Source organism: Peribacillus sp. P4_D6 (genome assembly GCF_056401795.1).
Genome location: NZ_JBFUIQ010000086.1, coordinates 1 through 17,419, shown reverse-complemented (window position 1 = coordinate 17,419; position 17,419 = coordinate 1). Strand labels below are relative to the sequence as shown.

The following is a 17,419-nucleotide window of genomic DNA, read 5'->3' as shown; positions in this document are numbered from 1 at the left end:
AAAAATGTCTTGGATGCCGCGCATGTGTAACAGCTTGTCCGACGAATGTCCAATATGGGAAGATCTTAGAAGGGGCGAAAGAGGTGTTAGAGTCATCAGAAGAGAAAACACAAAAACAAAGAATTACTGAAAAAATAATTTTTGAACAAGTATTCCCCTCGAAGAAATGGATGGATTTTATCGGTAATGCAACATGGTTGTATCAGATATCAGGACTGCAAAAAATCACCCAAAAGACGGGAATTACAAAAATGGCCCCTCTTCATCTTGGGACATTTGAAGCGGTTCTTCCAGATATCTCTTCCCCTTTGAGTCGTAAAAAAATGTCTAAACATTACTATGTAAAAGGACCAAAGAAAATAACTGTTGGTTTTATTACAGGGTGTGTAATGAATGCTATCTTTCAAAATATAAATAATGAAACTATTCATTTATTAACCTTGGCAGGGGCAGAAGTTATTATACCAGAAACTCAAACATGTTGTGGGGCCCTACACGCGCATGCAGGGAAAATGGATTCTGCAAAAAAGCTTGCTAAAATTAACATTGAAGTCTTTGAAAATGAAAATGTGGACTATATTGTTAATAATGCCGGTGGGTGTGGTGCAACTCTAATTGAATATGATCATCTTTTTCATTATGAAGAAGATTGGAAAAAACGTGCTAAAAGCTTTGTTAATAAGGTAAGGGATATTTCAGAGATTTTATGTGAATTAGATGGTTTGAGTTTTACCAAAGAAATGAATTCAATTGTGACTTATCAATCGTCATGTCATATGACACATGTGCAAAAAGTTACAGAAGAACCACTTCTCCTGCTAAATCAAGTTCCAGGTATACGTTACCAAGAGATGAAAGACTATAATAGGTGCTGTGGATCAGCAGGAATCTACAATTTAGTTAATTACGAAGAATCCATGGAAATTTTAGATTTGAAGATGGGAAAAGCAAAGGATACTAAAGCCTCTATAATCGTAACGACAAATCCCGGTTGCTTGTTACAAATGAAATTGGGGATAAAAAGGGAAGGTCTAGAAGGAAGTATAAGGGCCCTTCATCTCGTAGAATTACTAGTTGAAGCAGGAGCAGTAACTAAATAAGAAAATCAAAAAATTCTGCACTTTAATTGTTCATTTTGGATATACCTTACTCATTTAGGACATATATACTTTTCAGTTTCATAGGTTATAAGTCGTAACTATCAACGATTAGAACATTAACGAATACAAATGGTAAAGAAAATTGAATTAATTATATAAAAATTAAACACTAGAAAATATGGTTTTTAAAAATGAAAACGCTTCATTTATAAAATATCACAAAAATTTATAGGCTTTTTTCTGTTGATTTATTTTATAAAAATTGGAATGGAGATAATTTATGAGACCTTTAGCGTTTGATCCACATTATTCCCCTTATCAATCACAACGGAATGTTGTATATGCAAAGAATGGAATGGTTGCTACTTCTCAACCTTTAGCTGCACAAGTAGGAATTGATATTTTAAAAAAAGGAGGAAATGCGATTGATGCTGCCATTGCAACTGCTGCTTGCCTTACAGTGGTAGAACCAACATCAAATGGAATTGGAGGAGATGCATTTGCCCTTGTTTGGACAAAAGGGAAATTACATGGGCTAAATTCAAGCGGACCAGCACCTATGAGTATTTCGATTGAGAAAGTGAAAGAAGCTGGACATGAAAAAATGCCACAGTATGGATGGATACCTGTGACCGTTCCAGGCGCTCCTGCAGCATGGGTAGAATTATCAAAGCGCTTCGGTCGGTTACCACTTCTAGAATTGTTGAAACCTGCGATTGATTATGCAACAAATGGATTTCCTATATCCCCTACTCTTGGACGATTCTGGAAAAAGGCATACGAAGAATTTAAATCGGAATTTACCGGTAAAGAATTTGCAGCTTGGTTTGAAACATTTGCACCTAAAGGCAGAGCACCTGAAGTAGGTGAATTATGGTCCTCTCTAGATCATGCTGACACATTATATGAAATCGCAAGAACAGAAGGTGAAAGCTTTTACAGAGGGGCAATTGCAGAACAGATCTCAGAAGCTTCTGATACTTACGGGGGCTATCTGACAAAAGATGATTTGGCAATGTTTAAACTGGAATGGGTTGATCCTATTAAGGTAAATTATCGCGGTTATGATGTTTGGGAAATCCCTCCAAACGGACAAGGTATTATAGCCCTTATGACTTTAAATATATTACAAGGATTTGAATTTCCATCCAAAGATTCAACAGACACATACCACAAACAAATTGAAGCAATGAAACTTGCATATGCTTGCGGTAAACAATACATTACAGACCCTAAACATATGGGAGTAACTGTAGAGGAGTTATTAGGAACTTCATATGGGCAACAGCGTCAAGCTCAAATTGGAAGTCAAGCATGTACACCAGCTCCGGGAACACCACCGCGAGGAGGAACAGTGTACCTCGCAACAGCAGACGGAGAGGGTAATATGGTTTCGTTTATACAAAGTAATTATAAGGGGTTCGGTTCAGGAATTGTCGTACCAGGAACAGGAATTGCCTTACAAAACCGTGGCTATGATTTTATCCTTGACCCAAGTCATTACAATTGTCTTGAGGGTGGTAAGAAAACATACCATACAATCATTCCTGGATTTTTAACAAAAGATAATAACCCGGTCGGTCCATTTGGTGTAATGGGCGGCTATATGCAGCCGCAAGGACATGTTCAAGTCATCATGAATACCATCGATTTCCATTTGCATCCTCAAGCTGCCTTAGATGCACCAAGATGGCAGTGGATAACTGAGAAAACAGTGCAGGTGGAAAAGGCATTCCCTTCGCACATTGCCGAAGAATTAGCGAGGAAAGGTCATAACATAAGAGTTAACTTCGACTCAGGTTCGTTTGGCCGTGGTCAAATTATATGGAGGAATCCTGAAACAGGTGTACTCATGGGGGGCACGGAATCAAGAACGGATGGTGCTATTGCTATCTGGTGATAAATTTTGTTTATGAATTGATTCTATGAAACATGCTGGTATGGCTATGATCTAACTAGGTTTCCCTCATATAAAAAAGAAGTCGTAGAGCAGTAATAATTATCGCAGTCCACCACCATATTCCAAAATATAAATAATAGATTATCATTCCTGCATCGCTTTGCTTTTTTCCATTTTTTATCCGGTTTTAATATTCATATAGGAATGGGATATATCTTAATCCACTTTAATAGGCAGTTACTTGCTAATGGAAAAGATGGAAGTGCACCCTGGCTTTGTCATATTCGCTTCACTTATATATGGCGCACTCGATTTGTGATAAAACAAATCCACTATCGAACAATTAATGTGGAGTAGAAGGAGGACGAGCAAATGGGTGGTATATCACAGGAATCGCAGGTTGAGATGGAAGTAACTAAACCCTCAGGATTTTTATCAAGAGTAGGACCGGGGTTAATTACTGCAGCTACAGGAGTTGGAGCAGGTGATCTTATTGCTGCCCTTGTAGCGGGAGCAGCGTTTGGAACAACATTCACTTGGGCAATTATATTAGGCGCCATTTTTAAATATTTCCTTAATGAAAGCATAGGACGTTGGCAACTAGCTACTGGGGAAACAATTTTAGAAGGATGGCATTCCCTCGGACGATGGGTAACTGGTTATTTCGGCGTTTATTCTGTAATCTTTGGATTTGTATATGGTGCAGCTATAGCTTCTTCCTGTGCACTTGCTATGAGGGCAATGTTCCCGATTCTACCTTTTTGGGCTTGGGCGATAATTCATTCAATTTTTGGATTTTTCCTAGTATTACTCGGGCGCTATTCCTTTTTTGAACGTGTAATGACTGTCTTAGTTGGTGTTATGTTCGTCACGGTTGTAKGTACAGCATTAATAACAACACCGAATTTAACAGAAATATTTATCGGATTAGTGCCTAGGGTTCCAGAGGGTTCCTTATTCAATGTTCTCGGCTTAATTGGAGGGGTTGGTGGAACAATTGCTATGGTGTCTTATGGCTATTGGTTAAAAGAGAAAGGGTGGAGCGGGAAGTCTTGGATTCCCTTTATGCGATTTGACTCTAAAGTAGGTTATATTATGACTGCTGTCTTTTGCCTATCTGTATTGGTTATAGGCGCCGAATTCTTATACGGCACAGGAATTAAACTCTCTGGAGAACAAGGTCTCATTCAGTTAGCTGAATTACTCGGTGCAGAATATGGAGAAGTAACACGATGGTTATTTTTAATTGGGTTTTGGTCTGCTTCTTTTACTTCTCTGTTAGGTCCGTGGAATGGCTTACCATATTTATTTGCTGATTTTGTTCGTACTACAACAAAGAAAAACAAGAAATCACATGTAGCATTAGAAAAAACGAAAGCATACCGATTCTATCTATTCTTACTTACATTCCCTTCTATGATTCTACTTTTTGCAGGAGAACCTATTAGTCTCATTATAATGTATGGTGTACTTGGAGCTGCTTTTATGCCATTCCTTGTAATTACATTATTCATTTTATTAAACTCTAAACGTATGGATAAAGAATATAGAAATAATTGGCTGAGCAATACTGCATTTGCATTATGTATAATGTTATTTGTTTACTTATCTTATACACAACTATCTGGTATGTTTTAACAGATTGATTAACCAATATTATGGAAGAATTTAATCAAGTATATGATCAAAGGATATCAGCAAGAATAACTAAGTGATGTCTTCCAATTGCATCCTATCCAGTTTGAATACTCTTTATTCAAACTGGTTTTTTTTTGCGATATTATCATTAAACTTTTCTCAACAATAAAAATGCTAGTGACAAAATCTGCTGCTCAATTGAAGAGGTTATCATTGGAAACAAAAGAAAATGGAAAATGTTAAAACACCGGAAGACATTCAAAAAGTATTAGGAACAATAAGGTTCTTGGAAAAACTACTTGAAATCAAACCAGAAGAGATATTAATATTTTTCAGAGAACTTGAAAAAATTCGTAATAAGAAAGGATTGAAAAATATTCGTCCTGCTTTTGTGAATAATATGATGGTACAGGGATTTTCTCGACTTGAACAAAATCTAAGAATGAATCAAGAGATTGAAAATGGTTTAAAATAATGATTCTCCTATTTTCATAAAATTAATAATAATTTAAATTTTAACTAGCAGTTTAGTAATCATTAATATACGCAAACCGCAAAGAACCTTTTACTTGCACTATTGCACCCGATTGTGCAAGATATTGCCAAACCTTATACAAGATAAGCTACCCATTAGTCCAACAAGTGTATGAAAACTAGGAATTAAGTTTATAGTAGTTGATAAAGAGATATTGAAGTTCGCAATAATCTACGAAGGATAAAAAGAACATCAGCACTTTAACCCTATCCATAATAATTTCATTTGGGTGAGAAACCGAATTCCTAGTTAATCGTGTAAATGTTGCATAGATTTCCGAACTGGAGTTATCCAATTTAGGCTTCAATGTTGATAAGCCTTTGTCTTGGGTGTTTTTCCTTAAGTACTTTTGTTGATTACCTAAATACTTTTTATACTTTTGAGAAATTGGAAGAATACGCGGGGATTCTATTTCTTCTTTGAAGCTTACATATAACGCTGGATCATTCTTTTTTAAGTACACCAAAAAACTAGATATTAATTCTTCTGCAATGGTTTCACCGGCAAGGCCAATGTTTATCATTGAAGAATTGATACAATTAGTATTGAAGCAACGTAACCCTTCCGTCACATAAAATACAACCCAATCATTAATATCATCTATCTTTTTTAATTTTTTTAAATAACCGTCCGGATCATATGGCAAGATATGGACTTGTTTAATACATTGCATACCATATTCAGTAACGTGAAAATAAGGAAGATCCGGTCCATAGCTTCCATAGGCCCCTGGTGCAATGACACCCTGTAAAATGAGATTATTGAATTCTTGGTAAAGTTTTAAAATTTCACTTCTTGAAAGGTTAATATTTCGATATTCCTGCAACAAATTTGAATCGGAACCCCACGCCCCAGCGTACATAGCAACATTAATCGGCTTAATTTCTTTCTTTATGAGTAATCCATTAAGTAACCGAAATAAGTCTGATTGACTCCCTTGATAGTGATATCCCTTAAAAGTTTGCCCTGATGGGTCTATATCATTATCTTCGTAAGCCAGCGTTTCTAATAGTAAATTTCTTATTTCAAGATTTGATAGTTCAACATTAGTTATCATTTTTTCACTCCCAATTTAATATGTATTCACTCAATTCTCCCTGGTCAAGTTAAACTCATTGTCAACTAAACTGCTTAACAAACACAAAAGGGAATTTTGGGAATTTTATTGCTGAAAAGGGACGGCCCAACATTGGGAGCCGTTTATAACTTTTAATTAGATTCATTAGATAAGTACTTAAGTTCATTATCGGCCATTAAAGCGAATCCTTCTTTCATAAAATCATCTCTATCACCGCAATACTGAGGAAGTATTGTTAACGGATAAATTGTTGTTGGAAATTTATCCATATTCTCTATGGAATGATGATAAATTGCATGTATATCACGCATTTCTTTTTTTCGAAGATAATAAGTAACGTTGACATCTATAGTTATAAGGTTTGAAATAGGTATCCCATGAATTTTATTATCTAAAATATCTTCATAATAACTTATTTGATTTTGTTTTATTGGATTTACTCCAATTTTCGTTAGAGTAAATTTATTTTCTATAGGATAATGTTTTTCGTATACTATAGTTTTCGGCTCTCCTTGATTATCTTTAAACTTTACCTTCAAAAGTAATCTGACATTATCTTTTAATTCCTTTATAGGGAACATTAATCTAATCTTTGAAAGAGAAAATTCATTTTCACCTTCTTTTCTCCGAAGTTCCATTAAAACCTTTGTGGAGATTGCAATGTTCATTCCCATATCAATATCATTTTTATTATAGTTTATGTCTGCTAATTCATGGTACTTTGGCAATTTCTCCCACAATCTAATAAATATCATTCCAATTAATAAGACACTAAATAAAATTAATATAATAATTGCTTCTATAGTAAAATTCTTAATAAAAGTAATGGAAGTAAGTGTATTACTTTCTGCTAATTCTAGTTTTTCTTTATCTGGTAATTTTCTTGGATTTTCATCAAACACAATTTGCTTTTCTATCATTTCTACTTTTTCTGAAAAAATTGTTCGTCAGACATCCTATATGTAAAATTCCACCATGAAAATGCTGTAAAAGCAATTGTAATAAGTGCAACAATGACTACTATAATTGTTAGTGCATTAAACTTAATGTATCGTTTATATTGTTGTAATATAATACGTAAATTATCAGATGTGAGGACTGAAGGAAAAATATTGATACCATAAAGTTGCCTAAATTCTAAATTAGAAGCATATCTATGCCTAAACCTTAAAAAATAAATAGTTCTACGTTATTGAATAAAATCAGACTTCGATATAAGTGTTGAAGAATTATGGAGAAACATTGAACTATCAAGGCTTGGCAAGGTTATCCTTCACAGTTTGGCAACAATATGGTAATAACCATAGCGCAATAATCAAATCTTCATAATGCTATGAGGTAGGGACAAAGCGAGGTTATTCGCTTTGTCCTTTCTAAATTAATGATAAAGTAAATACTGGAAGGGGGTGTACAAGTCGTTGAAAACTAATTGACTGGCGCCTTTTTTATTTTTGCTCACTCGCCATTTCCACTAACTGAAGTTGAACTTAGTGTAGAGTTTATCTGTTTAGTTTAGCTTAATTCCACTAATTAATGTGCTAAAAAGGATCGTTAGGGAACAAAGCATTTGTTATGCCATTGAGATTGCGAAGATTTTTGCTTGGGGTTCCATTAAATTCCTTTTTTTGCTGGAAATCGTTTGAAAGAATTTTTGATATCCATAAATCACCAGTTATTTTTTAACCGCTGATGGTCATTATAAATAAAGAAGAAGGGGCTACTGATTACGTATGATTCACATCATATAGTAAATGAGGTGTTAGTTAAAGACGTTTAACTTAACTACTGATAGCTTCATTAAAAAATCGATTCGAGCAAGGAGATGGTTCTCTTGCACGTAAAAGCAGAAAACTCATTCAATAATTGTCATTTATGCTTTGAAAGTTGATGAAACTTTTAAGATATAGGGGATGATTGCTTTGGATGGTAAACTCTAGTCAGATACCAGTTCTTACTCTAATGTAGATGAGGTGTTTATCGCAGAGAATTTATGCTGATTCGAAATGAAGCAAACCCCTTTTTCAGGCAGGGTGCAACGTTCCGTTGCATCCTGTTTTTATGTATTTACTTATTATCCAGACGTGAGCAATTTTATTATTCCCTTATAATACTCGTATGTGTTTTCATTTTACGGTAACCTGTGATGGTATACATCAAATTCCATTTCAAACCTATTCATGGGTAAAAACAATTTCATAAAAAACAATCAGTCATTCATTTTTACTATCTTTTAAATGACCGGAACGTACGACTTTAGTTTTTAAATATTTTTCATTAAACTCGGAAATGTCTCCCCATAACGGAACTCTGCCTGCAACATTGGCACCTGAGTTTTGGAGAGCCTCTAATTTTCTCGGATTATTGGTGATAAGAGTCACTGGATTAGAGCGCAGTTTTTTTAACACCCGAATGGCGTCATCATAGTTACGTGCGTCATCCACAAATCCAAGCTCCAAATTCGCTTCCACCGTATCCAATCCTTTTTCTTGCAGAACATAAGCCATGGCTTTACTAAATAATCCGATGCCTCTTCCTTCGTGATTCGCTAAATAAAATAAAGCTCCGGAGCCTTGAGTTGCAATCATCTTCATAGCCTGCTTTAATTGGAAGCCACAATCACAGCGTTTGCTTCCGAATATATCGCCAGTATGACAAATACTATGCATCCGGATAAGGGCATCGGAGGAGCTTTGAAAATCTCCATACAGTAACACACTGGATTGCTGCATTTCCGCTAAATTGGAAGAAGCTAAAGTTTCAATGATCTTTTCTATATTATAAGTGCCATCACCACAAAAATGACCCGCCATATTCTCACATCGTAACCAGCAATACCACTGGAATATAATTGTTTCGCCCTCTAAGTTAACGGGTAAATTGATGGGGCCGACTAAATAAATGGATTTTTCACCATTTTTAATAACGTTAATTTTATCTTCTAATATCAAAGCCACTTTTTCATTAATCATATAAACTTCCTCCCGAAACTAAGATAACTTTTCTAGTTCATTTCATATTGTACCCAAAAAAGTCCACAAATTTACCAATGCAAAAGAAAGGCGTAAAAGTCCTTTTTTAGTGATCGAAAACTTGATTTCTGTATAATCCAAAATTTAACAATAACAACCTCGATAACGCAAAAAAATATTGTTTTCACCCACTATTTTACATTTAATTTATTTTCAATAGTTAGATAGTGAAATATGTTTATTGAATTTACATATAATCGAAGAGAAATAGATTCATTTGGTCTTTGGTGATAGTTGAAAATGGAAAACCTTTCCGTTAACATATAATTAGAATCATATTATAGGAGGTTGCGCATTGGTTTTACACATTAAAGAAGTTACGAAAAAATTCGGGGATTTCACAGCAGTCAACAAGCTTGATTTAACTATTCCCGAAAAAGAAATGTTCGGCTTTTTAGGCGGGAATGGAGCGGGGAAAACGACCACGTTCCGGATGATACTCGGCCTGCTTGACCCTACTGAAGGGGAAGTTGTCTGGGATGGTAAGAAAATCGATTATACGACCAGTTCCATGATTGGCTATCTTCCTGAGGAACGCGGACTATATCCAAAACTGAAGGTGCGCGATCAAATTGTTTATTTGGCTAGATTAAGAGGGATGAACAAACGCGATGCTTTGAGAGAATTGGAGTATTGGCTGGATCGCTTTATGGTGCCCGATTATATCGATAAGCGAGTTGAAGAGCTTTCAAAGGGAAATCAACAAAAAATCCAGCTGATCGCATCCATGATCCATAAACCTGAATTACTTATTCTTGACGAACCCTTCAGCGGACTGGATCCAGTGAATGTGGAAATCCTGAAGAAAGCGGTCATTGACTTAAGGGACAGCGGCACGACGATCGTTTTCTCGAGCCATCGCATGGAGCATGTCGAGGAGATGTGTGAGCATCTTTGCATCATGCATAAAGGTTCACCTGTTGTGGCTGGAAAGTTAAAAGAAATCAAGCGTTCTTTTGGTAAAAAGAATGTCTCAATTAAAGCGGATTTTGATCTATCTTTCTTGGATCATTATGCAGGTGTAACAAAAGTCAAGAACACGATGGAAGGGAAAGTTCTTCAAGTAACTGGTGAAGATGTGGCTGAGAGCATGCTACGTGATCTTGTTCCAAGAGGTTTCGTCCGGAAATTCGAATTGGAAGAACCATCGCTGACGGATATTTTCATTGAAAAAGTAGGTGCCGTCTATGAATAAATTTTGGATTGTCCTTTCCCATACATACCTATCAAAATTAAAGACGAAATCCTTTATCATTTCTACAATCATTATGATGGCACTGATTCTCCTTCTTTCGAATCTTTCGAATCTTATTGATAAATTCGACAGTGATGAACAGGAAAAGGTTGCCGTAATCGATCAGACTGAAGGCAGTTTATTTGATTCTTATAAAAGTGCTGTAGCAGGTGTAAACGATGACCTATCGATAATATCCGCCCAGGATGAAAAGGAAGCGGAGGAAATGGTCAGCGCGGAAGAAATCGTTGGGTATTTATTAATCCAAAAGGATAAAACTCTCGGCTTCAAGGGAACGTACAAAGCGAATCAAATTTCAGATTCTGCGGTAAGTAATGATTTACTATTAGCGCTTACTCAATTGAAGGGTCAAATAACGGCGAAGGAATTGAATTTGACAGAGCAGCAAATCGCTCAATTGAATACGCCGCCAGCATTTGATACGATTGCTCTTCAGAAAAATGCAAAAACGGAAGAGGATCTCAATCAAGCACGCGGTCTCGTGTATGTGCTCCTATTCGTGATTTACTTCGGGGTGTTGATGTATGCAACGATGATTGCAATGGAAGTGGCTACTGAGAAAACATCACGAGTCATGGAAATCCTGATTTCAAGTGTCCCGCCAGTCACACAGATGTTTGCCAAAATAATGGGTGTTGCTTTACTTAGTCTTACTCAAATGATTTTATTTTTTGGTGTGGGCTATTTCTCGATTAAACAAAACTTGACAGGTATGGATGAAGGATTCTTTTCATTTTTCGGTTTCGGCAGCACAGATATCTCAACGATCATTTATGCAATCATCTTCGCTTTGCTTGGGTATTTTCTGTACGCGACTCTTGCAGCATGCCTTGGATCCGTTGTCAGCAAAATTGAAGATGTCCAGCAAATGATTTCACCGATGACCATGTTAGTTGTCATCGCCTTCATGATTGCAATGTTTGGACTGGGGAATCCGTCAGCCAGTTATATTACGATCACATCATTCATTCCATTTTTCACGCCGATGATCATGTTCTTGCGCGTAGGGATGCTTGAGGTTCCATTCTGGGAAATCGCCATCAGCATTGCTGTCTTGATCTTAACGATTGTTTTACTTGGAATAATCGGAGCAAAAATCTATCGTGGTGGAGTCTTGATGTACGGTAGCTCAAAATCATTGAAAAGCATCAAGAATGCCCTGCAATTATCCAAGAAAAATTAACATGAAACCTGGATCCTTCATTCCTGTTGGAGGGTTCAGGTTTTTTAAAGTTAATAATATAGGAACGAAAAGTAGCATAGATATAGGGGAACATAAATAAATTCCCTTTATGCAACCATTATTAGGAGTGAATTATTATGAGCAATCTGGTAACGTTGACGATAGTTTCAGAAGTGTTTCTCTTGCTATCCTTCATCATAATTATTTTATCAACCAAGAATCCGAAAAAGAATGTTCTCTGGGTCATCCTGTTCATCATTGGAGCTGCCCCGCTTTTATATTTAGCCATAGATCATGTGAAAAACGATTATATGGACGCAAATATCGGACTAGGCCTTGCCTTTATGTATACCTGGTTATACAGCGCAGTAGCTTTTATCATTGGCATCATTCTTTTAGTGAAAAAGAAAAGGAATAATAATATGTCAAAAGAACTGTGATAATCACATTGGAATCTTAAATTTAATGAAAATAAAAACGCTGAGGATACATGGATCCTCAGTTTTTTTGTTTCCTTTTTAAAGGTTTAAAAACATTGTTGGGCTTTTCCGAGAGTCAATCAAAATCGTTCTTAACATACAGGAACCGCACTTAAATGATGGTGTGTAAGCCAGAGAAATCATTGTGACATTCCTGTAACAAACATTATCTACAATACATATGAGTGGTGAGTTTGGAAAAAATATAGATTAGGAGAGCGACATGAAAATCATAAAAATTTTGGCTTCCTTTATTTTGACAATGCTGGTAGTATTCGTATCTGGATGCAATACGATGAATCCGAAGGAAGAGAAAGAGCTAGAACTAGAACTAGAACTAATACCCGACGACACTTCTAGTGGTAAAATTGGATTTTGGGCTGAACAGAAAAGAGGAACGAATTTCATGAATTCGAAATCCTTACCTGAAAACTATAAAGCAGCCAAAGAGGTTAATATTGAATTTATTCGTTTGGCTCCAGATAAATGGGCAAAGGACCATGATTTCTTGTTTAATGACCAGCCTGATGATCATCCTAAAAAGGATTTTTTAATGGGAAATGCAGATGAATACAAAGGTATCGATGAGGAAGATTTTGCGGAATTGAAGTCAGATCTGGATTCTGCGTATGAACGTGGATCTAAGGTTGTATTGACAGTACTAAGTCTTCCAGGAAACAGGTGGCGCCAGTTTAATAATTATGAAAACGATGACCGCATATGGAAAGATTTTAAGTATCATCAACAATCCGCTATGTTCTGGAGGGATCTTGCACTGAGATTGAAGGATCATCCGGCTGTGATAGGATATAACTTGATTAATGAACCACATCCCGAAACTGCATCAGGATTCAATGATTTTTGGACAGAGGATTATAGTAAGTGGTATAACAAAGTAGAAAATTCAGCAGCAGATTTAAATGAATTGTATAAAACCATTGTACAATCCGTTCGAACTGTGGATAAAGATACACCTATCATCTTGAATTCTGGACTTTATGCCACACCATGGGGATTTAAATATTTAAAACCAATTAAGGATGATAAAGTGCTATATGCTTTCCATATGTATGAGCCATATGAGATGACAAGTCAAAATAAAAGAAAAGGGTTTAAATACAAATACCCTGGCCCAGTGAGAGTTGGAGAAAGTCAAACTGAGAAAACATTTGATAAAAATGCGTTAAAGGAATTTTTAGAACCTATTAGGAAGTGGGCAAAAGAAAATAATGTACCAGCTAATCGGATCATTGCTGAAGAATTTGGTATTAATCGTAGCGTTGAAGGCTCCGACAGGTATTTAGCCGACCTAATATCAGTTTTCAATGAATATGGATGGCATTGGGCCTTTTATGCATTCCGTGAAGATACTTGGGATGGGATGGACTATCAACTCGGGAATCAGGCGCCTAAATGGAAATACTGGGAGGCGTTAGAGAATGGTGAAAGGCCAGACAGAGAAGAAATAGAAGTAAGTAATCCGACTTGGGATGTGTTGAAAAAGGAACTTATGGGGAAATAAATTTGATTTGTAATAAAACATAAAAAGAAAGTGAAGTCTTATAATAAGGTTTCACTTTTTTAGGATGTATAAGGAGAGTGATTTCCAATGAATATTTTGATAGCTGATGATGAAAAACGATTGACAGCCATATTGAAGACTTATTTCGAGAAGGAAGGATTTAATGTGTTTGTTGCCTATGATGGTGAAGAGGCTTTGGATCTCTTCTTTTCTAATAAAATTGAATTGGTTGTGTTGGATTGGATGATGCCGAAATTAAACGGTATGGAAGTTTGTTCCCAAATAAAGAAAATGAGCTTGGTTAAAGTAGTAATGTTGACAGCGAGGTCTTCTAATGATGATGAATTCAGTGCACTTGATATTGGAGCCGATGAGTATATCCGAAAACCATTTGACCCACGTATCTTGATTCTTAGGGTGAAAAAGATGCTTGGTATGGAAAAAATGGTTGGAATCAGGGATTTGAAAATAGATTTACTTAGAATGAAAGTATATAGAAATGGTAATGAAGTAAGCCTTTATAAAAAAGAATTTGAGTTGTTGGCATTTTTGTATAAAAACAAAGGACAAATATTGTCCAGAGATACCTTGTTATCAATGGTATGGGGAATGAGTTATATCGGGGAAGAAAGAACAGTCGACACGCATATTAATAGATTGCGGGATAAGATTGGTGCGCACAACATTCTCACTCATAGGGGATTGGGGTATAGCTTCCATGATAAAGAGCAATAAAATAAGCCATAAATTATTATCCATGGTCGGAATAATAATGGTAATCGTATTCGGTGTTTCTTATTTATTGAACAATTATTTCTTGTCTGATTATTATTTGTATAAAATGAAGCAAAAACTCACATCAACCTATGATGAAATAAATGATTTGAGTATAAATAAGTTAATTGAAATCGAAAATTCCGTCGAAAATACTAACAATGTAACCATCGTTATCAAGGAAAACAGTGGTAATGTTGATGAACTGAATGAGCTGATGCAATTTAGCCTATACAAAGAAAAAATCCCATTGAATAAGTTTTGGATAACGGAGGATACAATTAAAAAGGTTAACGAGGGTAAACCAGTTAAACAGATATATAATCAAGGGAAAATAAAGTCAAGCTTGCTGACTTTGTTGTATGAACAGGAGGGTCATCTGGTTTTAATCGGCACAGTTGTCGTTCATAATACCGATGCCATGAACATTATCAATCAATTGAATTTTTACTCCATTGTTTTCGGAATCATCATTATCTTATTGTTAGTCGCTTATTATTCAAAAAAAATCATTACTCCATTAGAAGAGCTACAAAGTGTGGCAAAAGATATTGCCAATTTGAACTTTAAACAAGTACATATAAAGTCAGGGGATGAAATAGAGGAGTTATCTCACAGTATCAATGATATGAGCACTCGCTTAAAAAATGCTCATTTTCAATTGGAAATGAAAAATCAAAATTTAAATTCATTGGTTTCAAACATATCCCATGAAGTAAAAACACCGTTATCATTAATACAAGCCTATACAATCGGCATAAAGGATGGCCTAGATGATGGCACATATACGAATGTTATCTTGGAACAGGTGAGAAATACTTCTGATATGGTAGATCATTTAATTATGCTTGCTAAAGTTCAAGCCTTGGATGTTAGCAAAGAAATGTTCGATTTAAGAGAGTTTCTTCAAAAGTTAATAATAAATTATAAAGTTCTATTGAATAACAATGGCATAGAAGTACGCGAACACATAGCTTCAGCTCAGAATTGCATGGTAATAGCAGATAAAAGCCAAATGGATATTGTATTTAACAACCTTATTAGCAACGCCATTAAGTATGGGGAAGAAGATTTTTTTTCCATAACATTAGAGAATGATCTTGACGGCAGTTTGAAATTCGAAATAAAAAATAAAACAACGAAAGTAAAAGAAGAACATTTGCAAAATATATGGGATTCTTTTTATGTGATTGAAGATTCGAGAAATAAAGAAATTTCTGGAACGGGATTGGGCTTGGCAATAGTARCTAATATATTGGATAAAAACGATTTAAAATATGAAGTTACTTTAAACGGGATGAATATTCATTTCACGATTTGGTTTGAAACACAGTAGGGCATCACCACATTGGTGATGCTTCAGTTTGTTGACAGAAGGGGTTCGGATTAAAAAATTCGGAACCCTTTTGAAATTTCCTTTGAATTTTGGCCTGAAGTTAAGAGATTAGGGCCTATGAGCCCACTTTGTTACGACCATTTTTGGACCTTGCCGTGTCCAATTGGCCATATTCTTTAAATTAATSGCAGCGAAARTAAGCATCACCTGCATCGACAATTTTTTTAAGTCCCCTTAAAGTAGTCCAACTCATGCCATGCTTTTCTTTTACATCTGCGAATACACGCTCAATCGTTTCTTTACGTTTCGCATACATATATGTTTTTCATTTTGATGATGACGCAGATGATCGGCTTCTTCCAGTGATCTCGCTGAATTGACTTATGTTTAGAAAGCATCCTCGTCATCTCAAGTTTTATTCATTCTATWTTAAAACAATGAAGACTTTAGGCAAAAGGGTTTCTAAAWGYTAAAACAAAGTTGAWTGKAMCGGARGGTRCGAGACTCCTGCGGGAAAAGCGAGTCCAGGGGAGACCCCGCAGGCGCAAAGGCGCCGAGGAGGCTCCCGGACCGCCCGCGGAAAGCGAGTGCCTGGAGAGAAGATCAACGTTCAAATTGTACAAACCATAAAAAAACGTAGAGTTTGTCTACTGTCTGGGGCTTCACCACATGGTGATGCTTTTTTTTTCATACTTTTGTGACATATGGAAGGTACTATATAAATCAGAGATGGACTTTCGACCTTCCAAATAACGAATGAAAAGGGGAAAAAAAGTGAAACGAGCAAGTTTAGGAAAAATTATATTTTTTCCATTGATATTGATAGCAGCTCTTAATTTTATGAAATTATATGATATAAACTTGATTTCTTCAGAAAAAATGAAAGAAATTCAAAATGTTGTTGATGAAACAAGTATTGGGAAAATACAAGTGAATTGGAAAGACGTAGCTGCGATTGCGAGTGTTGAATATGCACCTGACACAATGACAAAGCAAGAAATAGAAAAGACGGCAAATCTGTTTATTGAGAAGAAGGAAACTCAATATCGATTGAAAGAGATCAATGAAGTGATTGAAGCATTAGCTTATAGTGAAAAACAAAAAAAAGAAGTCAATGCATATATGAAATATTTAAATGCCGAGGGGACGAGCTCGAACTTAGAAAATAAAGACAGCTTGCAAGTGAGTTTCATTTCCAGCATAAAAGAGGGGGCCATTGATAATTATAATGAATATGGTATTCTTCCTTCAATTACAATAGCACAAGCTATATTGGAATCCGGGTGGGGAAAATCAGAGTTGTCAGTGAAGTATAACAATATATTTGGGATAAAAAGTTATAACTGGGATGGCAAGTCGGCAAATATTAGGACGAGTGAATTTCATGAAGAGAATATTCAAGCTGATTTTAGAGTGTATGATACGATTTCCGATTCACTCCAAGATCATTCAGTCTTTTTAACTGAAAATCCCCGATATGAAAAAAATGGTTTATTTTCTGCCAAAACGTATTCGGAGCAGGCGACAGCATTACAGGAAGCAGGGTATAGTACAATAGAAAATGAAGCCGGCGAGAAAATATATAGTGAG

14 protein-coding genes and 1 pseudogene are annotated in these 17,419 nt (G+C 35.7%); 11 read left to right on the top strand and 4 right to left on the bottom strand.

The genetic code is table 11. The annotated features are described in order from the left end of the window. From AC1DVB_RS19650 to AC1DVB_RS19635, 4 genes are all read left to right on the top strand, one after another. On the top strand, positions 1-1,100 hold a 1,100-nt coding region (locus tag AC1DVB_RS19650; protein WP_477590573.1), incomplete at its 5' end, for a (Fe-S)-binding protein. A gap of 280 nt (positions 1,101-1,380) precedes the next feature. Then, positions 1,381-3,000: a gamma-glutamyltransferase gene (gene ggt, locus AC1DVB_RS19645; RefSeq protein WP_328119306.1), complete on the top strand. Its 1,620-nt coding sequence runs from the start codon at positions 1,381-1,383 to the stop codon at positions 2,998-3,000. A 372-nt stretch (positions 3,001-3,372) separates the two neighbouring features. Then, entirely contained in the window at positions 3,373-4,638 is a 1,266-nt protein-coding gene (locus AC1DVB_RS19640; protein WP_477590571.1) for an Nramp family divalent metal transporter, read from the top strand. A gap of 229 nt (positions 4,639-4,867) precedes the next feature. After that, the gene (locus AC1DVB_RS19635) at positions 4,868-5,113 is read left to right on the top strand and encodes a hypothetical protein (protein WP_328119308.1); all 246 of its coding nucleotides are present in this window, start codon (positions 4,868-4,870) and stop codon (positions 5,111-5,113) included. A gap of 178 nt (positions 5,114-5,291) precedes the next feature. On the opposite strand, the gene AC1DVB_RS19630 is transcribed toward AC1DVB_RS19635, so the two are convergent. The 3 genes from AC1DVB_RS19630 to AC1DVB_RS19620 form a co-directional block, all read right to left on the bottom strand. Further along, the gene (locus tag AC1DVB_RS19630; RefSeq protein ID WP_454861180.1) at positions 5,292-6,230 is read right to left on the bottom strand and encodes a hypothetical protein; all 939 of its coding nucleotides are present in this window, start codon (positions 6,228-6,230) and stop codon (positions 5,292-5,294) included. A gap of 152 nt (positions 6,231-6,382) precedes the next feature. Continuing rightward, the gene (locus AC1DVB_RS19625; RefSeq protein WP_477590568.1) at positions 6,383-7,171 is read right to left on the bottom strand and encodes a hypothetical protein; all 789 of its coding nucleotides are present in this window, start codon (positions 7,169-7,171) and stop codon (positions 6,383-6,385) included. 1,290 nt (positions 7,172-8,461) lie between these two features. Continuing rightward, positions 8,462-9,220 (bottom strand): GTP cyclohydrolase II, encoded by a 759-nt coding sequence (locus AC1DVB_RS19620; protein WP_057276036.1) that lies wholly within the window; start codon positions 9,218-9,220, stop codon positions 8,462-8,464. Between the two features lie 355 nt (positions 9,221-9,575). Between AC1DVB_RS19620 and AC1DVB_RS19615 the strand changes: the two genes are divergently transcribed. The 6 genes from AC1DVB_RS19615 (at position 9,576) to AC1DVB_RS19590 (ending at position 15,829) form a co-directional block, all read left to right on the top strand. Continuing rightward, a complete protein-coding gene (locus AC1DVB_RS19615; RefSeq protein ID WP_230136172.1) occupies positions 9,576-10,475 on the top strand; it encodes an ABC transporter ATP-binding protein in 900 nt (299 codons plus the stop codon). Then, positions 10,468-11,718: an ABC transporter permease gene (locus AC1DVB_RS19610; protein ID WP_057276034.1), complete on the top strand. Its 1,251-nt coding sequence runs from the start codon at positions 10,468-10,470 to the stop codon at positions 11,716-11,718. Before AC1DVB_RS19615 ends, AC1DVB_RS19610 begins: the two co-directional genes overlap by 8 nt. Positions 11,719-11,855: 137 nt before the next feature. Further along, the gene (locus AC1DVB_RS19605; RefSeq protein ID WP_057276033.1) at positions 11,856-12,158 is read left to right on the top strand and encodes a hypothetical protein; all 303 of its coding nucleotides are present in this window, start codon (positions 11,856-11,858) and stop codon (positions 12,156-12,158) included. 334 nt (positions 12,159-12,492) lie between these two features. After that, positions 12,493-13,719, top strand: coding sequence for a glycoside hydrolase family 5 protein (locus AC1DVB_RS19600; protein ID WP_454861995.1), 1,227 nt, complete (start codon positions 12,493-12,495; stop codon positions 13,717-13,719). Between the two features lie 87 nt (positions 13,720-13,806). Next, a complete protein-coding gene (locus AC1DVB_RS19595; protein WP_230137818.1) occupies positions 13,807-14,454 on the top strand; it encodes a response regulator transcription factor in 648 nt (215 codons plus the stop codon). Next, entirely contained in the window at positions 14,438-15,829 is a 1,392-nt protein-coding gene (locus tag AC1DVB_RS19590; protein WP_477590564.1) for a HAMP domain-containing sensor histidine kinase, read from the top strand. The genes AC1DVB_RS19595 and AC1DVB_RS19590 overlap by 17 nt, the downstream gene beginning before the upstream one ends. Positions 15,830-15,937: 108 nt before the next feature. Here AC1DVB_RS19590 and AC1DVB_RS19585 read toward each other — a convergent pair. Further along, positions 15,938-16,192, bottom strand: a pseudogene (locus tag AC1DVB_RS19585) (transposase); the annotation flags it as partial. A 411-nt stretch (positions 16,193-16,603) separates the two neighbouring features. Here AC1DVB_RS19585 and AC1DVB_RS19580 point away from each other — a divergent pair. Continuing rightward, positions 16,604-17,419 (top strand): glycoside hydrolase family 73 protein (locus AC1DVB_RS19580; protein WP_477590562.1); only part of this gene is annotated, 816 nt, incomplete at its 3' end.